The 20,471-nt window shown below is 45.3% G+C and carries 14 protein-coding genes; 10 read left to right on the top strand and 4 right to left on the bottom strand.

What is annotated here, in order from left to right:
* Nucleotides 1-5: 5 nt before the first annotated feature.
* The 5 genes from FHW88_RS28175 (at nt 6) to FHW88_RS28155 (ending at nt 6,815) form a co-directional block, all read left to right on the top strand.
* Complete coding sequence (locus FHW88_RS28175; RefSeq protein ID WP_218117319.1) at nt 6-770, top strand: DUF4129 domain-containing protein; 765 nt, start codon at nt 6-8, stop codon at nt 768-770.
* Nucleotides 767-1,948, top strand: a complete 1,182-nt coding sequence (locus FHW88_RS28170; RefSeq protein WP_176628854.1) for a DUF4350 domain-containing protein — start codon at nt 767-769, stop codon at nt 1,946-1,948. Before FHW88_RS28175 ends, FHW88_RS28170 begins: the two co-directional genes overlap by 4 nt.
* Before the next feature lie 2 nt (nt 1,949-1,950).
* The gene (locus FHW88_RS28165) at nt 1,951-2,928 is read left to right on the top strand and encodes an AAA family ATPase (RefSeq protein WP_090534833.1); all 978 of its coding nucleotides are present in this window, start codon (nt 1,951-1,953) and stop codon (nt 2,926-2,928) included.
* Nucleotides 2,929-2,936: 8 nt separating this feature from the next.
* Nucleotides 2,937-4,283 (top strand): DUF58 domain-containing protein, encoded by a 1,347-nt coding sequence (locus FHW88_RS28160; protein ID WP_176628853.1) that lies wholly within the window; start codon nt 2,937-2,939, stop codon nt 4,281-4,283.
* A 258-nt stretch (nt 4,284-4,541) separates the two neighbouring features.
* Nucleotides 4,542-6,815: a Tex family protein gene (locus tag FHW88_RS28155; protein WP_090534830.1), complete on the top strand. Its 2,274-nt coding sequence runs from the start codon at nt 4,542-4,544 to the stop codon at nt 6,813-6,815.
* Nucleotides 6,816-7,059: 244 nt separating this feature from the next.
* On the opposite strand, the gene prfA is transcribed toward FHW88_RS28155, so the two are convergent.
* The gene (gene prfA / locus FHW88_RS28150) at nt 7,060-8,133 is read right to left on the bottom strand and encodes a peptide chain release factor 1 (protein WP_091167385.1); all 1,074 of its coding nucleotides are present in this window, start codon (nt 8,131-8,133) and stop codon (nt 7,060-7,062) included.
* 321 nt (nt 8,134-8,454) lie between these two features.
* Nucleotides 8,455-9,201, bottom strand: coding sequence for a UDP-2,3-diacylglucosamine diphosphatase (locus tag FHW88_RS28145; protein ID WP_176628852.1), 747 nt, complete (start codon nt 9,199-9,201; stop codon nt 8,455-8,457).
* Nucleotides 9,202-9,316: 115 nt separating this feature from the next.
* Between FHW88_RS28145 and FHW88_RS28140 the strand changes: the two genes are divergently transcribed.
* Entirely contained in the window at nt 9,317-9,559 is a 243-nt protein-coding gene (locus tag FHW88_RS28140) for a hypothetical protein (protein ID WP_176628851.1), read from the top strand.
* 11 nt (nt 9,560-9,570) lie between these two features.
* Complete coding sequence (locus tag FHW88_RS28135; protein WP_090534825.1) at nt 9,571-9,918, top strand: hypothetical protein; 348 nt, start codon at nt 9,571-9,573, stop codon at nt 9,916-9,918.
* A gap of 123 nt (nt 9,919-10,041) precedes the next feature.
* Here FHW88_RS28135 and FHW88_RS28130 read toward each other — a convergent pair whose 3' ends face one another.
* Nucleotides 10,042-10,797, bottom strand: a complete 756-nt coding sequence (locus FHW88_RS28130) for an outer membrane beta-barrel protein (RefSeq protein ID WP_176628850.1) — start codon at nt 10,795-10,797, stop codon at nt 10,042-10,044.
* Nucleotides 10,798-11,138: 341 nt separating this feature from the next.
* Between FHW88_RS28130 and FHW88_RS28125 the strand changes: the two genes are divergently transcribed.
* From FHW88_RS28125 to FHW88_RS28115, 3 genes are read left to right on the top strand one after another with little or no spacing between them, the layout of a single operon-like run.
* Nucleotides 11,139-13,256 (top strand): prolyl oligopeptidase family serine peptidase, encoded by a 2,118-nt coding sequence (locus FHW88_RS28125; RefSeq protein ID WP_176628849.1) that lies wholly within the window; start codon nt 11,139-11,141, stop codon nt 13,254-13,256.
* A gap of 31 nt (nt 13,257-13,287) precedes the next feature.
* Nucleotides 13,288-14,064 (top strand): GDSL-type esterase/lipase family protein, encoded by a 777-nt coding sequence (locus FHW88_RS28120; protein WP_176628848.1) that lies wholly within the window; start codon nt 13,288-13,290, stop codon nt 14,062-14,064.
* 7 nt (nt 14,065-14,071) lie between these two features.
* Nucleotides 14,072-14,941 carry a hypothetical protein gene (locus FHW88_RS28115; RefSeq protein ID WP_218117318.1) on the top strand — a complete coding sequence of 290 codons (870 nt, stop codon included), beginning with the start codon at nt 14,072-14,074 and terminating at the stop codon, nt 14,939-14,941.
* 22 nt (nt 14,942-14,963) lie between these two features.
* Here the strand turns inward: FHW88_RS28115 and FHW88_RS28110 are convergent, their stop codons facing one another.
* Nucleotides 14,964-20,342: a PKD-like domain-containing protein gene (locus tag FHW88_RS28110; protein ID WP_176628847.1), complete on the bottom strand. Its 5,379-nt coding sequence runs from the start codon at nt 20,340-20,342 to the stop codon at nt 14,964-14,966.
* Nucleotides 20,343-20,471: the final 129 nt, after the last annotated feature.

Below are 20,471 nucleotides of genomic sequence, written 5' to 3'. Positions count from 1 at the left end.
GAGTTATGCCTAAACCGATACTAATCCTGTTCATACTGTTGTGCTTTACCCTCAATCCGTCGGTGGCTAAAGTTGGCGGAAAGGCTATTCCCTTAAAAACAGACAGCGTTTTTAAAAAGAAGGCCGCGGTTGTGCGTATGGATAGCTCGAAGGTGAATGTACGCCGTTTTAATGAAAATGCACTTGATAAATACCGGGCTGACAAGGAATATCAGTATAACGACAAAAGTATAGGTAATGAGTTGTCGTTCTGGGATAGGTTTTGGATGTGGTTTTGGCGTACCTTATTTGGCAGCTTAAGCATAAGCCCCGGCTTTGGAACTTTTTTAAAGTACTTCTTTTTGATGCTGGCTGTAGGTGCGATCATTTTCTTCATCATGAAACTTTTGGGTATGGATATGGGCAACCTGTTACTGGGCAAGTCCCGTAAAACACCGCTGGCCTATACCGAATCGGCAGAGAATATCCACGAAATTAATTTTGATGAGGAGATTGAAAAGGCAATTTCAAATCATAACTACCGGCTGGCTGTTCGCCTGCTTTATCTGCGGAGTTTAAAACAGCTCAGTGATAACGGTCTTATCCAATGGCTACCCGAAAAAACCAATTCAGCATATGTGTACGAATTAAACAATCCATCCGTACGGCAGTCTTTTGTGTCGTTGACCCGGCAGTTTGAATATGTATGGTATGGCGGTTTCAATATTGATGGCGCTGCTTTTGGCAATATAAACCAGTTGTTTCAAAACTTTAAAAAACAGCTGTTATGAAGGACCTTAAGATTTACTTTATAATAGCCACAACGTTGTTTGTTATTTACATAGTAGCGAACATGAATAAGCCGAAAGAGGTTAACTGGACACCTACATTTAGCAATACCGATAAAATCCCTTATGGTACGCGGGTACTTTATGAGCGTGCCCGGGATATTTTTCCCGGTGCTGCGATCAAAACTAAACGCCAGGCCATTTACAATACTATTGCCGAAGATTCCATTAAGGGTTCATCCTATATTATCATAGCAGGAGGGCTCAATATTACCAAGCCCGATTTTAAACAGCTTAAGCAATATATAACTGCCGGTAACGATGTTTTTATTGCCGCCGGATTTTTAGGGGCCGATTTTGAAAAGGAACTTAAAATAAGCATCACTAATAAATTTGCGGTTAATGGAAATGCTCATACGTTAATGCATTTTGTAAACCCGGCCCTGTCGCCCGAGGTGAATTATTTTGTTGATAAAGGTTTAACGGCAGGCTATTACGATAAATTTGATACTGCACATGCAATAGTTATAGGTGAAACGGATGACCATAAGGCCAACTTACTGAAGTATCCGATGGGGAAAGGCAACCTGTATTTAACGCCCAACCCGGGTATGTTCACTAACTACAGCTTGTTGAAGCCGCAGGGGGCCGAGTGGGCTTCTACTGCTTTATCCATGGTAAAGAGAACGCCGGAGATAGTTTGGGATGAATATTATACCCAGGGTACCGGTGAGAATGACTCGCCGATGAGGGTATTCCTTGGGAATGCGCAGTTGAAAGCGGCTTACTATCTGGCGTTGTTTAGCTTGCTGATATTTGTGCTATATGAGGCGAAAAGACGTCAGCGCATTATCCCAATTATTAATCCGCTCGAAAACTCAACTGTTGATTTCGTGAACGTAGTGGGGCAGGTATACTATGAACGAAGGGACAACATTAACATCGCCCGGAAAAAAATGCAGTATTTCTGGGCTTTTATACGCGAAACCTACCGGATAAAAGCAAACCGGCCAGGTCCCGAATTTGTAGAAGAACTGGTTAACCGTACCGGTGCAACCGAAGACCTCGCCCGTGAATTGTCCGGTGCATTTATCTTCATCAGTACTCATGACATTGTAACAGATCAAGAGCTCATCAGGCTTAACCAACTTATTGAACAATTTTATATCCAATCCAGATAAATATGGAAAACGAATTTTTTGAACAACGTACCGATCTATCCAAATTAAGCACTGCTGTTGAGCAAATAAAAGCCACGCTGGCAACCATCATCGTAGGTCAGCATGATTCAATCGATTTGCTTATTGCGGGGATCCTGGCCGATGGGCATATCCTGATTGAAGGTGTGCCGGGTGTTGCCAAAACACTTACCGCAAAGCTTATTGCCAAAACTATAGATGCCCGGTACTCCCGTATTCAGTTCACACCCGATCTGATGCCATCGGATATCCTGGGAACCTCTGTTTTTAACCCTAAAACAACCGAGTTTGAATTTAAACAAGGGCCTATTTTCGGTAATATCATCCTGATAGATGAGATCAACCGTGCACCGGCAAAAACACAGTCGGCCTTGTTTGAGGTAATGGAGGAGCGACAGCTTACTATTGATGGGCACCGTTACAAAATGGAAGAGCCTTTTACCGTTTTTGCAACACAGAACCCGGTTGAGCAGGAAGGTACCTACCGCCTGCCTGAAGCCCAGCTGGATAGGTTTTTGTTTAAGATAGAAGTGAAATATCCAACGCTTGAAGAGGAAATAACTATCCTTAGTCGTCAGCATCAGCAAAAAACAACCGATCAGCTAAGCCAGGTACAACCTTTACTCGCCGCTGCGGATATCAACCAGTTGCGCAACCAGGTGAGGGCCCTGCATGTAGAAGATAAGATCCTGGAGTTTACAGCTAAAATTATCCACGAAACACGTAATAGCAAATCCCTGCAGTTGGGCGGTTCGCCGCGTGCGTCGCTGGCTATTGTTAATGGAGCCAAAGCGCTTGCTGCAACCAGGGGGCGTGATTTTGTTACCCCCGATGATATTATTTATGTTGCCGCCCCTGTGCTGCGCCATCGTATTATGTTAACGCCTGATAAGGAGATGGAAGGCGTAACGCCCGACGAGGTGATAACCCAGGTAATACAAAAAATTGAAGTGCCACGATAGTAAAGCGCGTGAAAAAACTATTCCGACTATTTTATACCAACTTGTTTTTAACTAACCGTTTATTCGGCGCGGTTGCTGCCTGTGTGGTATTGTATTTACTTTCATTTTTCTTCCCGTGGTTGGGCATTATGCCCGATATCGCGTTTTACGCCTTATTGGCATTATTAATTGCCGATCTGTTTATACTTTACCGTGTGGCAGATGGCGTGTTTGCCAAACGCCTTGCCCCCGAACGCTTGAGCAACAGCGACGAAAACGAACTTAGTATTTATATCGAAAACCGGTATAGTTTCAGCATTAACACCGGAATTATAGATGAGATCCCCGCACAGTTTCAGAAACGTGATATTTGGTTTACTACAACCCTTGCCCCCGGCGAACGTAAGCAGATTAATTACATGCTGAGGCCAACCCGCCGGGGCGAATATGAGTTTGGCTTTATCCGGGTTTTTGTGCGATCGGCTATTGGTCTGGTATCTAAACGTTACAATTTTGAGCAGGCTGAGACTTTGCCCGTTTATCCTTCGTTTTTACAAATGCGTAAGTATGAACTGATGGCTATATCAAACCGGCTCACCGAGATAGGCATTAAGAAAATCAGGAGGATTGGCCACAGTATGGAGTTTGAACAGGTAAAATCCTATGTTCCGGGCGATGACTATCGCACCATAAACTGGAAGGCCACAGCTCGGCGGGGCGACCTGATGGTAAACTCCTATACCGACGAAAAATCGCAGCACGTTTACTGCATCATCGATAAATCGCGGGCTATGCGGATGCCTTTTGAAGGGTTAAGTTTATTGGACTATGCCATTAACGCAAGCCTTGTGCTATCAAACGTAGCCCTGCTTAAAGAAGATAAAGCGGGTTTAATAACTGTAGGCGAAAAAATAGGTTCTATAGTGCCTGCCGATAAGAATTACGCGCAGCTTAATAAGATAATGGAGGTTTTATACAAGGAAAAAACCCGGTATCTGGAAACCAATATGGAGGCACTTTATGTTACAACACGCAGAGTATTAAAACAGCGTAGTTTGGTGGTGTTCTTTACAAATTATGAAAGCCTTTCGGCGTTACAGCGACAGTTGCCTTTTTTACGACGGATAGCCAAGTTTCACCTGCTATTAGTAGTCTTCTTTGAAAATACGGAATTAAAAACCCTGAGCGAACAACCGGCCAAAGATGTTGAAGGCATCTACATAAAAACCATTGCCGAAAAGTTTGCTTACGATAAAAAGCTAATGGTTAAAGAACTGGCCAGCCACGGCATCCAGTCGATACTGACATCCCCCCAAAACCTTACCATAAACACAGTAAACCGCTACCTGGAAATAAAGGCGAAGCAAAAGATATAGATGACCATACATCTCCCGAATTGTCATTACGCAATTACCCATCGCGCTTTATTGCATTTTGTAACTTAAAGAAAAGATCAGCATTTTTAACATCAGGTAGTTTAGTCCGCGCAGAGACAATTTAAACTGCCTGCTAACAAAATGTACCCTATATTTACATTGCCAACAATAGCCCAATCAAAACTTTCAACTTTTTGTTAACAATCTTTTTTTGAATTGTAAGCCTATTCCCTCAACTTCGCAGTCCGAATTTTGATTATGAGTATTCATTATAAAATAATAGCTGCAGAGCTTTCTGTAGCTGAGAAGCAGGTTACCGCTACGGTAGGCTTGCTTGATGAAGGAGCTACCGTTCCGTTCATTTCCCGTTACCGTAAAGAACTTACCGGCAGTTTGGATGAGGTACAGGTTGCCACCATCCGCGACCGTGTACAGCAATTGCGCGAACTGGACAAACGCCGTGAGGCTATCCTGAAATCGCTTACAGACATGGGCAAACTAACGCCCGAGCTGGAAAAACAGATCAACGAGGCCGAAACGATGGTTACTTTGGAGGACCTTTATCTTCCTTATCGCCCAAAACGCAAAACCCGTGCTACTACAGCCCGCGAAAAAGGCCTGCAGCCATTGGCCGATGTTTTATTGGAACAAAAAAATATCGACCCCGAACTGATAGCTGCCGAATACATCAGCGATGAAAAAGGCGTAGCGAGCGTTGAAGAAGCTTTAGCCGGCGCAAGGGATATCATTGCCGAAACCGTTGCCGAAAATGCTGAAATACGTACCAAAATCCGTGAACTGTTTGTTGAAAAAGGCACTTTTGCATCAAGAGTGGTTGAAGGCAAAGAGGAGGCAGGGATTAAGTACAAAGACTATTTTGAATGGACTGAGCCTGTTAAAACAGCGCCATCGCACCGCGTATTAGCCATGCGCCGCGGCGAAAAGGAAGAGATCCTATGGCTCGACCTGAAACCTGAAGAAGATGATGCACTGGAGATATTGGAAAATTCAGTTATCAAGGCAAACAACCCGGCTGCCGGACAAATCCGCCTGGCTATTACCGATGGCTACAAACGCCTGTTAAAACCATCGATGGAAACAGAGGTGCGCCTGCTTACCAAAAAGAAAGCCGACGAGGAAGCGATCCGCGTATTTGCAGAAAATGCCCGCCAGCTATTGCTGAGCGCACCGCTTGGTCAAAAACGCGTAATGGCGCTTGATCCGGGTTTCCGTACCGGTTGTAAACTGGTTTGTTTGGATGAGCAGGGCAAACTGCTTGAAAACACCACTGTTTACCCACACACCGGTGCAGGCCAGGCGCGTGAAGCTGAGAAAACGGTACAGCACCTGTTCCAGAAATATAATATCGAGGCTATCGCTATTGGAAACGGCACCGCGGGCCGCGAAACAGAAGTATTTGTTCGCAACCTGAATTTACCGGGCGTGACTATTGTAATGGTTAATGAAAGCGGTGCTTCTATCTATTCAGCATCTGAAGTGGCGAGGGAAGAATTTCCGGATTATGATGTAACCGTAAGAGGGGCCGTATCTATCGGTCGCCGTTTGATGGACCCACTGGCCGAGCTGGTAAAGATCGACCCAAAATCGATTGGCGTAGGTCAGTACCAGCACGATGTTGACCAGAACAAGCTGCAAACCTCTTTAGATGACACGGTGATCAGCGCCGTGAACGCGGTGGGTGTTGAACTTAACACCGCTTCAAAACAGATCCTGGCTTATGTATCAGGCCTTGGTCCGCAACTGGCGCAGAATATTGTGGAATACCGCAACCAGAATGGCGCTTTTAAACGTCGGGAGCAACTGAAAAAAGTTCCACGTTTGGGCGATAAGGCTTTTGAGCAGGCAGCAGGCTTCCTTCGGATCCACAATGCGGAAAACCCGTTGGATACCAGTGCAGTTCACCCGGAGCGTTATGGTTTGCTTGAACAAATGGCTACCGATATGAAATGCACAGTGAAAGACCTGATGAGCAACCCAACCCTGCGCAAAAGCATTCCGTTACAAAAATATGTTTCCGAAACCGTTGGTTTGCCAACCCTGAATGATATCATGGCCGAACTTGCCAAACCGGGCCGCGACCCGCGCGAGCAGTTTGAAGCTTTCAGCTTTACAGAAGGTGTAAATGCTATCGGCGATCTGAAAGTTGGCATGAAGCTGCCGGGCATCGTCACCAACATTACAGCCTTTGGTGCTTTTGTCGATATCGGCGTTCACCAGGATGGCCTTGTTCACCTGAGCCAGATCACCAACCGTTACATCAAAGACCCTAACGAGGTACTGAAAGTACATCAAAAGGTTGAGGTAACTGTTACCGAGGTTGATGTGAACCGCAAGCGTATTGCCCTATCCATGAAAGAGAACGACAAAAGCGAACCGAACCAGCGTCGGAGCGATGACCGCCGTCCGCAAGGCAATAACAACAAGCCCAACTTTAATAAAAGGGTTGAAAAAGAACCGGAAACCGATATGGCCTTGAAGCTGGCTGCGTTGAAAGGTAAGTTTAAGTTGTAATTAAAAAAAACGGGATTGCTCACGTGCTTGTTTACAAAAGCCAGTCATGTTGAACTTGTTTCAACACCCCACTTGCTAAGCAAGCCTGCTAAGCAAATTTGCGACTCGTCCTGTGGGGTGCCGAAACAAGTTCGGCATGACGATCTTTTTAAAAAGTTAGTAGCAAACTCCCTGAATAGTTTCTCACAAACAAAAAATCCCCAACCTTACGGCTGGGGATTTCTATTTAATATCTGATTATAACTTACGCTACTGTCCCTTCTTTCAGCTTCTCAGCATTCTCTGCAAACTGAAGCGATTCAAGGATTTCCTGCAAGTCGCCGTTCAATACGCCCGGCAGGTTGTAAATAGTCAACCCAATACGGTGCTCAGTTAAACGTCCCTGAGGATAGTTATAGGTACGTACCTTGGCCGACCTGTCGCCGGTTGATACCATAGTTTTACGTTTTTTTGATGTTTCTTCCAGGTGCTTCTGCAGCTCCATTTCGTACACCCTTGAACGTAGTACCTGTAATGCCTTATCGTAGTTTTTTAGTTGTGATTTCTGATCCTGGCACTGGGCAACAATACCTGTAGGGATGTGGGTTAACCTCACAGCCGAATAGGTAGTATTTACCGACTGGCCACCCGGCCCTGAAGCGCAGAACAAATCTTTACGGATATCACTAACCTGCAGGTCGATATCAAACTCATCAACCTCGGGCAGTACTACTACAGAAGCTGCTGAAGTGTGCACCCTGCCTTGTGTTTCGGTATCAGGCACACGTTGTACACGGTGTACACCCGATTCGTATTTCAGGGTTCCGTAAGCGTCTTCAGCGTTTACGTTAAATACAATCTCTTTATAGCCGCCGCTGGTGCCTTCGGTATAATCCACCAGCTCGGTACGCCAGCCGCGTTTTTCGCAATAGCGCATATACATGCGGTAAAGATCGCCGGCAAAAAGGGCTGCCTCATCACCACCGGTACCACCACGGATCTCCACAATAGCATTTTTCGAATCCTCAGGATCTTTAGGGATCAGCATCAGGCGAATTTCTTCCTCCTTTACTTCCTGTTGAGCAAGCAACTCGTCAAGTTCCATTTTGGCCATCTCACGAAACTCCTCATCTTTTTCGGTAGCCAGGATCTCTTTATTGGTTTCGATATTGCTCATAATGTTGCGGTATATATGATACTCATCAACAATTTTGGCAAGATCTTTATATTCTTTATTCAACTGGGCAAAACGCTTCATATCCTGCATCACTTCAGGATTGCTCAATTCACCTTCAACGTTTTTCCAGCGCTCGTATATCAGCTCTAATTTATCTAACATATTTTATAAATAATGATGCAGCTAAAACTGTTTGATATTGAACCGGCTTATGAAAGATTTGACGTTTCGGGCGGCTTACAGGCTTGCTGCAAAAAAGTGCACAAAAGTACGCATTTTACTGCATATTTTAATTCAGCGGATTGTAAGTTGTTTTTCTTAGTTTATAGATGATGGATCATAGAGCACCCCGCCTATGGTTCATAGTTCATGGACCATAGTAGCTCGGCTTATAGATCATAGTTCATGGATTATAGCAAAGCCACCCTATCAATATCAATTAGTCCAATCAAAAACCATGAACCATGATCTATTAACCATGAACTAAACAAAATACTCCAGCCTCAATTCATTACCATCAAAAACCGCATAAGAAAAATATGAAATCCATTCGCCAAGGTTAATATAACGGCTTTGAGGGGTTATTTGAATATCAAGCGGTATATGGCGATGGCCAAAAACAAGGTAGTCGTAAAAATTGATCTTTAATTCTTCACGGCAAAAATTTACCAACCATTCCTGTTCGCCTGGCTTTGGGTTTTCTTTTTTTGCATTGGTATCCCGGCTGTGGCGGCTCCATTTATTGGCTATTCCCACGCCAAGGTTTGGGTGAATGCGGGCAAACAGCCACTGGCAAAACCGGCTCCTGAAAAAGCCTTTTAAAAACTTATAAAAGTTATCCCCCGGACCAAGCCCATCTCCATGATGAATGAAAAATTTCTTTCCGCCGCGCTCAATTTTTAATTCGTTGCTGATGATAGTTGCGCCCAGTTCATTTACAAAATAATCAAACATCCACATATCGTGGTTGCCTTTAAACAGGTAAAGCTTTACACCGGCATCGGCAAGTTCGGCAAGTTTGCCAAGGAAACGGATGTAGCCTTTGGGCACTACGGTTTTGTATTCAAACCAGAAGTCGAAAACATCGCCAACCAGGAATAATTCGGCGGCATCATGCTTAATGCTGTCGAGCCAGCGCACTATTTTATCTTCGCGTTGGCGGCTTGAAGCATATGTACCTGTGCCTAAATGAACATCAGAAGCAAAATAGAGTTTGTCGCGAACCGGCATATCCGGCAAAAGTACGTTTTAACAGCCAAACAGAAAAGACAAAGATTGTTACACAATAACCACAAAACAACAGCGTACCTTAGTGGTTATTCATCATACATTAAAAATTAAAATTATGGCAATCCCCGAAAATCCAAATCTTGATGACGCCCAGGAAGACAAAGATCCCGGCAACGAATTTGAACAGAACGAAGGCCAGGATACCGGTAACGAAATAATTGATAACAGTGAGCCGGATGTTGCCGGGTTAAATGCAGCCAGTCGCGCATCCGAATCGTCATTTACTTTAAATTTTGAAGATGGGTATGCCCCTGCTCCGGATAAAAATGACGAAGACCAGCAATCGCCAAAACACTGATATATTAAGCAATGAAAAAAATATTACTGCCGGCATTGATCATGGTTGTTTTTGCCGGTAAGGCATCTGCACAGTCAAAAGGCTTCACGATGACTGATTTCAAGGCCAATATAGGCAAAACAGGCACTTTGTGCGATACTGTTTACTCGTACAAAGCGGTGAGCGATACGCTTACCCTGTTAAACTTGGGCGCGGCTTACCCAAGGCAAAAATACACCATAGCGGTAAAGGGCAATAAAATTAAGCTCGACCTGTCTACGATAAAAGGAAAACACGTATGCGCAACCGGCACATTTGAGTTTTTTAAAGGTCAGCCCGAAATCGTAGCCGATAAGCCGGAGCAGATCACGGTTAACTAATAAGCTATCAATGCCTTATAAACAAGAAAAGCAGATCGTTGATCTGCTTTTCTTGTTTATAAGAGAATAATCTTATTAAGGTTTTTTAGCTTTAAGCTTTCTGCATTACGCTTTTAGCTTCAATTAAAAAGCTTTGTACAAGCCAAATACAATCTGGCCTTCGGTAACTGGTTGCTTGGTTACCAAACGGCCCACATTAAGCGTACGACCGGTTGTGGTTACATCATATCCTGGTGATTTAACGTAGTTGCCTTTAAGCGATAATCCCCAGCCGGCACCCATATCCAACCTGATAGCCGCGCTGCCTCCATATGCAAAAGCATAGCCTTTGGCACTTTGCTGTGTAATGCTGCCGGTTTGCGCATCAACGCCGGTAACACTAATGGTTAATTGCGGTGATGTTTGGCTTTTTATAGCACCTGCCGATGCCCTTAAATCAAATGACAGGCTTCGCCATACAAAGGTGTATTGCGGGCCTACTAACAGGTTAAAGCTACGGTAACGTTTATCGGCAGTTACAGTTCCCTGGTCGGCTTTAAAATCCGTTGTATAGCCCTGCGATAATATCAGGTCGTCATCATATGAAAAATTGCTTTGGTCCTGGTATGAGAAAGTGTAACCGATACCAAAATTTCTGTAGATGTAATATGCGCCGTCAAGCTGGAAGGTAACGCCCTTGTTTGCAAAGCCCGATTTATTATTCTTATAATCCACCTTTTGGAAATCGCTTAACGGATAAGAAATACCCATACCTAAGCCTACATAAGGTTTAAGTTTTACTTTGGTTTCGTCGTCTTTATCGTTGGTGTCCTGAGCTTTTGAAGTAAATGCCAGCAGCATTAAAAGGCCTGCCGTAAAAAAAGTAAGGGTTTGTTTCATGTTTGTTATTATGTAACTGTATTACCGTAAGTTGCCGCTGCATCCTTAACCGCAAAGCAAACGTGTAAAAAAACGCATTATTATTGATACTTCGGTGATAACAAGCTCCGCTTCCGGGTTAAAAATCACACGGGTTATCGACTCCAAAAGTTAAAGGGGGTAATTTTTAATAACTTGCCCTTATTTTACAACAGTTTTTTCACGCCGCTAATATAGCCTGCCACGGGCAATTAAACAGCAACCGGGTGCAAAATTAACAACTTTTAACCTTTTGAACCGTTATTGCCTTGCGGCAATGTAACCTGAATAGCTATCTTTAGTTGCCTGTAATTTAAACAACCATGACAAAAACGTTCTGTTTATTTGCATTAGCTGTTTTATTTTGCAGCTATACACATGCACAAATGACTATAAAAACACTTCCATACCCTAAAACAAAAAAAGTTGATGTTGTTGATACCTATTTTGGCACACAAGTGCCCGATCCCTACCGCTGGCTGGAGAATGACCATGCCGATGATACCAAAGCCTGGGTACAGGAAGAAAATAAGGTAACGTTCAACTATCTCGATCAGATCCCCTACCGGGCCGACATTCATAAGCGCCTGGAGTTTTTATGGAATTACGAAAAATATAGCGCTCCCTTTAAGGAAGGCAAATACATTTACTTTTATAAAAACGACGGGCTGCAAAGCCAAAATGTATTGTACCGCCAGTTGGGCGATAACGGCGCCCCCGAAGTTTTTCTCGACCCGAATAAATTCTCTGCCGATGGTACTACCTCTTTACAGGGCATCCAGTTTAGCAAAAACGGGGAGCTGGCAGCCTACCAGATCTCTGAGGGAGGCTCGGACTGGCGCAAGGTTATCACTATTAACACCGAAGATAAAAGCGTTGTGGGTGATACCCTGAAAGATGTAAAATTCAGCGGACTGGCATGGCATGGTACCGATGGCTTTTATTACAGCAGCTATGATAAGCCGACAGAAGGCAGCCAGCTTTCGGGTATGACACAGTTTCATAAACTTTATTACCATAAGCTGGGCACACCTCAAAGCACCGATAAGCTGATCTTCGGCGGTGATAAAACCCCTCGCCGTTACATAGGCGCTTACCTTACCGAGGATGAACGCTTTTTGGTGATCACAGCCGCCACTTCAACAACCGGCAACGAGCTTTATATCCAGGATTTAAGTAAACCCGGCAGCCAGATCATTAACGTTGTGAACAATTTTGATAACCAGCACAGCGTTTTGGATAATGTGGGGAGCAAGCTTTATATCCTCACCAATATCTACTCGCCCAATTTTAAAATAGTTACTGTTGATGCTGCCGAACCCGGCATTACCCATTGGAAAAACCTGATCCCCGAAACTAAAAACGTATTAAGCGCCACTACCGGCGGAGGTAAAATTTTTGCCGAATACCTGCAGGATGCCACCTCGCTGATCCAGCAATATAATATGGATGGCAAACTTGAACGTACTATCCAGTTGCCGTCAATAGGCTCCGCGTCGGGTTTCGGCACAAAAAAAGAAGAGAAGGTTACCTATTACACTTTTACCAATTACATATACCCGCCAACTATTTTTAAGCTGGATATTGAAACCGGTGCCTCCTCTGTCTATAAAAAATCGGGGGCAAAGTTTGATCCTGAACAGTATGAATCAAAACAGGTGTTTTATACCTCGAAGGATAAAACAAAGATCCCAATGATCATCACCTATAAAAAAGGGACGGTACTTAACGGGCAAAACCCAACCTTGCTGTATGCTTACGGTGGTTTTGGCGTTAGCTTAACCCCTGCTTTCAGTACATCAAACATCATATTGCTTGAGCATGGAGGTATTTATGCTGTGCCTAACCTGCGGGGCGGCGGCGAGTATGGCGAAACCTGGCACCGCAAAGGCATCAAGCTAAAAAAACAAAATGTGTTTGATGATTTTATTGCCGCGGCCGAATACCTTATCAAAAATAAATATACTTCCAAAGATTACCTTGCCGTTTCGGGCGGCTCAAACGGTGGCCTGCTTATCGGCGCTATGCTAACCCAGCGTCCCGACCTGTTTAAAGTAGCATTCCCTGCCGTAGGCGTGCTTGACATGCTGAGGTATAATAAATTTACTGCCGGGGCCGGCTGGAGCTATGATTATGGCACCGCCGAAGATTCGGAACAAATGTTTAAATATCTTTATAACTACTCACCATACCATGCCCTTAAACCGGGTATTTACCCTGCTACCATGGTTACTACCGCCGATCATGACGACCGTGTAGTACCAGCCCATTCCTTCAAGTTTGCGGCACGCCTGCAGGAATACCAGCAGGGGACTGCGCCAACACTTATCCGCATTGAAACCAATGCCGGCCACGGAGCAGGACAAAGTACAGCCCAGCTCATCAATGGCCAGGTTGATAAATGGGCGTTCATGTTCTGGAATATGGGGATAAAGTGGTAACGATTTTTTAATTTCAATACTCAATTTATAAATGAAAAAATACCTGTTAGCTGTTGTTCTGTTATTCGTTGCCTCGGCAATAACATTCGCGCAGCATAAAAAACCAAATTTAAACATTGTATTTATAGGCAACAGCATAACCCAGGGCGTGCAGCTGGCCAATCCGGCAACTGAAGCGCCGCCAGCCACGGCAGTGGCTTATCTGCAAAAACAAAATAACCTGGACACAGTAAGTTTCAGTAACCAGGGCCATAGCGGCTACACTACACTCGATTTTTTGCCAGGCACAGGTACTTTTGCCAAAGTTGAAGAAGCTGCTAACGCTTTTACCAATAAGGACGCATTACTCATATTTTCGGTAAAACTTGGCACAAATGACAGTGCTATACACGGGCCGCATGGTGCTCCCGTATCGCCTGAAGATTATCAAAAAAATTTAAAGACCATAGCTGATAAACTTTTAGCCGATTTTCCAAAAGCGGTTATTATTTTCCAGCATCCGCTATGGTACAGCCCCAATACATACAACGGCGCAAAATATTTGCAGGAAGGGTTAGACAGGCTGCAAAGCTATGTGCCGATGATAGATGCGCTTGTAAAAGCATACGCTTCAACAAACCCCAAACAGGTTTTTGTGGGCGATACCAAAGCGTTCGCCTACTTCGAAAAAAATCATTTAACTGATCTCATCCCAGAGAACGGTAAGCAAGGTACTTTTTATCTTCACCCCAATAAAAAGGGGGCCGATGCTTTAGGGCAGTTTTGGGGGATGGCTATCAATAAAATAATAAAGCGTTATTTTAAATAAACAGGCGATGGGTTACATAGCACATACCAAGATCCGGATTTTTACGGTATCGATATGTTTATTCATTTGCTCGTGCAAACCATCTTTAAAACAGCCTGCTCAAACTGGTAGCAGCCATGCAGCAGTGCCCAAATTCAAAACCATTGCTTATACTGATACCGCTTTTAAAGTAATCCATGTTTTTGTTGCCCTTTGCGATAATAAATATCAGGGAATAGTACCTGTGCCGCCCGCAATTGGAAATGGTCAGGATCCCGAAACCAATTTATATTGGGGCTGCGATAACGGTGTGCGCACCTATTTTAAAAAAAGTAAAGACTGGCAATTGCTTAAAAAACAAAAAAGAAGCCCAATGATATTGGAAAGGCTCATCTTTCGGCATCGCACAAAAAAGGTTTATTTAGTAGCCGATGCCTGGGATGGCCAGGCTATTGAAAAAACTACCGAAGATTTTTTATTCAGTTGCGCGGGCCAATTAAAGGACACCATACATTATAACAGACGGGTTATAGGCATTAATGGCAATGCGCAATTGCTGGCTTATATTGGTCATGATGGGCTGATGGACTTCAAACTACCCAACGAATTTAAAAATGCAGATAGCAAAACCCGGGATTGCATCATTTTGGCCTGTATCAGCAAAAAATATTTTGGCGATTTTATTAGTACTGCCAAAGCTAATCCCCTGCTTTTAACAACCGGGCTCATGTGCCCCGAGGCCTACACTCTTCATGATGCTATAACAGGCTATGTCAATAACGAATCGCAATCAAGCATTCGGAAGCGGGCAGTTGCGGCTTATGTAAAATATCAAAAATGCAGTATCAGGGCGGCTGAAAACTTATTGGTTAACAATCAAGCGTCGGTAACTCATTAAATTGTTTGTTAATTTCATTCCATCACCTCAAAATCACTACATAGCCCGAAATAACAATGTTATTCATCTTTGTATTTACTATATAGTAGTAAGTACCGGACGGTAGCGGTTTTCCCTGGTAAGTGCCATCCCAGGGTTTAGGATAGCCTACAGAATGAAATAAAAGTTGCCCGTAGCGATTGTAAACATCAACGGTAGAATTTTCATATGCTACTAAGCCTTTAATTTCCCAAAAGTCATTTACCCCATCACCGTTTGGTGTAAAGGTGTTACTAACGTTTATTACCGGCGAAACCTTAACCGCAACAGTGCTCTTGTTAACGCAGCCGTTTGACTTATCGGTGATTTTCAGTTGATAAATGATATCCTGATCACCTGTTACTACCGGGTTTTTAGCTGTAGGGTTATCCAGACCGGTGGCCGGTGTCCATTCATAGCTTACGTTTTCGCTGCCTACTACCGGGTTTAATGTGATGATATGCCCTTTTAAAACATATCTCGTATCGCCGGCTGCATCTGCCTGCACTGTTGGCGGCGGAACAAAATTAATGGTGATGTCATCAGTCGGCGTATGACAATTATCAGCCTGGGTTGCTCTAAGCGTTAATTTAACCGAGCCTTTTGCAATATCTATTGGGTCGGGCTGAAATGTTGGAGCGTATACATCATCCGAAGGGATAAATTTACCTAAGCCCGATGCTGACGTCCACTTTACGGTTGTGCCTGAAAGCGGCTGGCCATTTAATGGCACCATAGGGTTTTGATTACAAACATTATCAATGCTTGGTGGTCCGGCATCGGCACCAGGATCCGGTGCAAACTTAAATGTTACATCTTTTGATACGGCCGAACACCCATCAGGACTTGTTGACGTAAGGGTTAAAGTGACGGAACCAGCATTCTTATCTGCAGTTGATGGAAAATATTTACCTATCGGGTCATCCTGTTTAGAGAAAGTGCCGCTGCCGCTGGTACTCCAGATACCGGTTCTATATACGCTAATCACCTCGCCGGCAAGTTGTATAAATGGATCATTAACACATACGTTATGAGAAGGGCCGGCAACAACAATTGGGAGCGGGTTAACTTTAACGTCTACTGGATCACTTGGTTCGCCCGGGCAGTTATTAATTATCAAATACAAATTATAAGGACCCGCGTTAGCAGCTGTGGCGTTTGGAATGGTTGTGCTCGGGCTTTGAGTTTCCAATCTAAAATTGTTGGGACCGGTCCACAAATATGTTGCACCTGCTATAGGCTGGGTTTGCAGTATAATATCGTTGCCTTCGCAAACGGGGCTGTTGCTGTGCCCATCTATTTTTAATGTCTGGGGCCTTACAGTTACCGTATATTTAACTGGAGTGCCCGGACAGCCAAATGCTACAGGCGTTATGGTATAAGAAACCTGGATAGGGTTTGTTGTAGTATTAACCAGGGCTTCATTAATAGGATTGGCGGTTTGATCGGTAACCGGGGCATTGCTGATGCCGGTGACAGCCGGCCTGCTCCATAAAAAAGTAGCCGTAGATATATTGGATGTTAAAGTAAGCCCCAGTGGTGTGTTGTTACATTTCGGCTCTGAAGGTGGTGGATTGGTAATTACCGCTCCCGGATTAACCCTTACCTTAAGCGGATACGGGATTCCCGGACAATCATTTGTTTTAAAATTAAACACGTAAATAACATCAATAGGATCAGTGGTGGTATTATAAAGCACCTCTTTTATGGTAGGTGACGCCTGGCCCGCTACAGCAGCATTACTGATACCCGGAACGGCCTCCCTGCCCCATGTAAAGCTTGTAACCTGGGTGTTAAATTTAACTTCATAATTGGTGCTTGTACCATTACAAACCGGGCCGGGGGGAGCACTTTTAACCACAGGGGTGGCATTTACCTTTACTGTGTATGTAAACACAGGCCCGGGGCAACCGTTTAAATATGGTGTTATTTTATATGCCACGTCAACAGCTGCACCGTTTGCATCGTTATTTAACAGTGTTTCGGTAATTGAGCTTGATGTTTGGCCCGTTACCGGGGGGTTACTGATGCCGGCAACCGCGGGGCGGTCCCATGAGAAAGTGGTACCGGGCTGGTCGGCGGTGATCGCGTAATTTAGCGCGGTACCGCTGCATATCGGATCGCCTGTGGCGCTGCTTATTACCTGTGGGGCGGGCGTAACTTTTACATCAACTTTAGTGCGTTCACTAATACAGTTATTAACCTTAGTCTCCACATAATAAGTTCTGTTGATGGTTAACGGAGCTGTAGGAAAAGGGTTTCCCTGGTGTACAGGGGTGCCTCCGACGGGCACATTGTACCAAGTGTAGGTGCCCGTTGAGCCGCTTGCGGTAAGTATAGCAGATTGGCCTTCACAAACCGTTGCTGTGTTATCGGTGCCAACCGTAGGTGCTGCCGGAGGGGGTATCGCCTTAACCAAAACAGGGGTACGCGCACTGGTAATACCGCCCACTGTTGTCGCAACATAATAAGTAATATCGTTTAGTATTGGCGGGGTAGTAAATATCGGGCCAACCTTAAGAGGTGTTCCACCGGTAGCATCGCTATACCAGCGGTATGTTCCGCCCGGCGCTGTGGCTACGAGGGTGGTTGTACTGCCTGTACAAACAGATTTACCAGGGGCCGTTGGCGCGGCAGGCACCGGGTTTATAGTTATGGTAACCGTGCTTGATTTTGAACCGCAAGGTCCCGCAGGATCATTAGATGTTAAAGTTAGTGTCGCTACTTTTTCTCCCGTAGCCGGCGTATAAACAGCATCCTTACTTGTTGGGTCGGAGAACGTCCCCGCGCCGCCTGTCCATTTTACTGATGTAGCCCCCCCTCCAAAACTTCCGGCCAACTGTACAAGGTCGCCCTGCTTTTTAACCTGGTCCGGGCCTGCATCAACGATAACCCTATTGTAAATAGTTATCTGGTTGGTAGCAATACTTTGCGGACAGCCGCTGCTCGCCGCTATAGTATTGGTTATGGTGTACGGCCCGCCGGCGCGGCTTCTCACCAGGTCAATCTCGCCGGTGCCGGGATTCTTAAATACGATATTACCGGTCGGTTCGCTGAAAACGCCGGCACTTGCCCCCGGCTGGAAAACCGGCAGCGGGTTTTTTACATCGTTACAGATGGGAGTATTATATGTAAAAGTAGCATCCGGTGTTGTTACTATGGAGATGCTTTGGCTGGCCGTTCCCGGGCATGAGCCCCCATAGGTAAAAGTAATGGTGTATTTTCCGGGAATACTTGCCGCCACATTGATCTCGCCTGTGGTGTTACTCACAAAAACCAGCCCGGGTGTTGACGAAAAAGTACCTCCGGCCGGATTAAGAATAGCAGGCTTTACATTACTTCCCGATGTACATATCGTGCCCGAAGGATACCGAAACTGGGGGTCAATAATAGATGTTATTGATACCGTGAAAGCGGTACGCGGACTAACACATGTGCCATTAACGGCCTCGGCATAAAAAGTTGTTTGTGCAAACAAAGGGTCGGTAGTATAAGTGTTGCCGGTGTGCACCGGTGTACCGCCTGTAGCACCAGTATACCATTGGATGGTTGCGCCCGAAGCCGGAACGCTTAAATTGGCAGGGTCGCCGGGGCATACCGTTGCAGTACCGTTAACCGTTGGAGCGGCAGGCAGTGGGGTAACCTGTATGGTTACCGGGGTACGCTGGCTGCTACAGCGGTTGGCTGTACTTTGTACATAATAAGTGGTATTTGCAGTTAGCTCGGGCGTAACATAGGTGTTGCCGGTTATTAACAGGTTGCCGCCGGTGGCCTGGTCATACCATTCATAGTCATCGGGCGAGCCTGTTGCTGTAAGTGTAGCCGCTGTACCGGCACATATTGCCGGGACTGGTTGCACAGCGGGGGCCGGGATCGGATCAAGTACGGTTACGGTAATTGCCGATCTGTCGCTGATACATGTCCCTACCGTTGTTTGAACATAATAAGTTGTAGTGGCTGTTAAAGCGGGAGTTATAAACGTATCGCCCGAAAATATAGAGGTACCTCCGGTGGCCGCGGTAAACCATTGAAAACTTCCGCCTTGTGCCGACGTTGCTGTTAAAGAGGCTGTTTCCCCATTGCAAATTACCGGCCCGTCGGGCACCACCGGTGCATCCGGGGCAGGGGTAACAGTAATTGTTATCGGGGTACGCTCGCTTGTGCAACCGCCGGTGGTATGCTCAACATAATAAGTTTTATTACTGGTTAAAGCCGGGGTTTGAAAAGTATTGCCAGTACCAACCGAACTGCCACCTGTGGCTGCTGTATACCAGTTATACGTGCCGGTGGGCGATGGATCGGCAGTTAAGGTAATACCGGTGCCATAGCAGGCAGACGGTGATTGCGAAGGTGGCGCGGCCGGTATTGGCGTTACAGATACCGGCACCGCGATACGGTCGCTTGTGCAATCGCCTACCCGTGTTTGCACATAATAAGTAACCGCAGAGGTAAGCACCGGGGTTGTATAATCCGGGCTTGAAATTAACGGCGTGCCTCCTGAAGGTACATCAAACCACTCGGCTACCCCCGAGGCATCAGCATGCAGCGTAATAGCCGATCCGGAACAAGTGCTGTAGCCACCTGCAGGAAGTACAGGAACGGCTGGCGGCGCATTAATCCGGGCAACTACAGGGATACCAGAGCTGGCACAATCTTTAATTACTGTAAAAAGATAATAAGTGGTATTTGCAAATAATGGGGGCGTTGTATAGGTTGCATCGTTGCTCAATGGTGTTCCTGTTCCCGAGGAATTTGAATACCAAGCATAACTGTCGGCACCCGACGCTATTAACGTTGCAGGGGTACCATAACACACCGGATCTGCCTGGATGCCTGGCCGGCCTGTTACATTAACAACAACCGAGCTCCGTGTACTGGTACAGCTGCCTACTGTTGTTTCCACATAAAAAATGGTACGCTGGGTAATCGGGTCTGTTTTATATGGGTTACCAGTAAACAGGAAATTGCCATCAGCATCGTACCACTGGTAAGTTCCTCCGGGAGCCGTTGCTGTTAAAGTTGCCGAAGTATTGGGGCAAACAACCGGATTGGCTACCGTAGGCGGATTTGGAGAAGCTACAGCGGTAATCGGAATATTGGCAACCTTTGGCTGGCAGCCCGGGGTTTTATCACTAACCGTTACCGTATACGTTCCGGCTTTGTTTACATCAATAGATGGCGTATTTTCACCGGTGTTCCAGATGTAGGTAAATGGGCCTGTACCGCCCGATAGGTTAGCGGTTAACGTTACATTCTTTCCCGAACATATCGTATTAGCTGTTGAGGATATGGTTACATTCAATGTACAAACTTGACTATACCCTGCTAACGACCAAATAACCAACAGGAATAGTACAAGCAACGGCTTATTAATGTTCTTCATAAGTCTCTTTATACTCAATAAATGTGGCTGCAAGCGGCTCATTTTAACAACTCCCCTTATTGAGCACAGTTTTAAGATTGGCAAACAATACTGTTATGCTATACCAATCCGGCAATGATGTGCGCCTTT

The organism is Mucilaginibacter sp. SG538B (assembly GCF_013376065.1).
Taxonomy (GTDB): domain Bacteria; phylum Bacteroidota; class Bacteroidia; order Sphingobacteriales; family Sphingobacteriaceae; genus Mucilaginibacter; species Mucilaginibacter rubeus.
Note: the sequence above shows the minus strand (reverse complement) of the source record. Positions and strands in the feature narration are given on the sequence as shown.

Coding starts and splice junctions, on each gene's coding strand:
- FHW88_RS28165 (WP_090534833.1), top strand. CDS start 1,951: ATGGAAAACGAATTTTTTGAACAACGTACCGATCTATCCAAATTAAGC.
- FHW88_RS28170 (WP_176628854.1), top strand. CDS start 767: ATGAAGGACCTTAAGATTTACTTTATAATAGCCACAACGTTGTTTGTT.
- FHW88_RS28130 (WP_176628850.1), bottom strand. CDS start 10,797: ATGAAACAAACCCTTACTTTTTTTACGGCAGGCCTTTTAATGCTGCTG.
- prfA (WP_091167385.1), bottom strand. CDS start 8,133: ATGTTAGATAAATTAGAGCTGATATACGAGCGCTGGAAAAACGTTGAA.
- FHW88_RS28155 (WP_090534830.1), top strand. CDS start 4,542: ATGAGTATTCATTATAAAATAATAGCTGCAGAGCTTTCTGTAGCTGAG.
- FHW88_RS28175 (WP_218117319.1), top strand. CDS start 6: ATGCCTAAACCGATACTAATCCTGTTCATACTGTTGTGCTTTACCCTC.
- FHW88_RS28145 (WP_176628852.1), bottom strand. CDS start 9,201: ATGCCGGTTCGCGACAAACTCTATTTTGCTTCTGATGTTCATTTAGGC.
- FHW88_RS28115 (WP_218117318.1), top strand. CDS start 14,072: ATGGGTTACATAGCACATACCAAGATCCGGATTTTTACGGTATCGATA.
- FHW88_RS28140 (WP_176628851.1), top strand. CDS start 9,317: ATGGCAATCCCCGAAAATCCAAATCTTGATGACGCCCAGGAAGACAAA.
- FHW88_RS28125 (WP_176628849.1), top strand. CDS start 11,139: ATGACAAAAACGTTCTGTTTATTTGCATTAGCTGTTTTATTTTGCAGC.
- FHW88_RS28110 (WP_176628847.1), bottom strand. CDS start 20,342: ATGAAGAACATTAATAAGCCGTTGCTTGTACTATTCCTGTTGGTTATT.
- FHW88_RS28135 (WP_090534825.1), top strand. CDS start 9,571: ATGAAAAAAATATTACTGCCGGCATTGATCATGGTTGTTTTTGCCGGT.
- FHW88_RS28120 (WP_176628848.1), top strand. CDS start 13,288: ATGAAAAAATACCTGTTAGCTGTTGTTCTGTTATTCGTTGCCTCGGCA.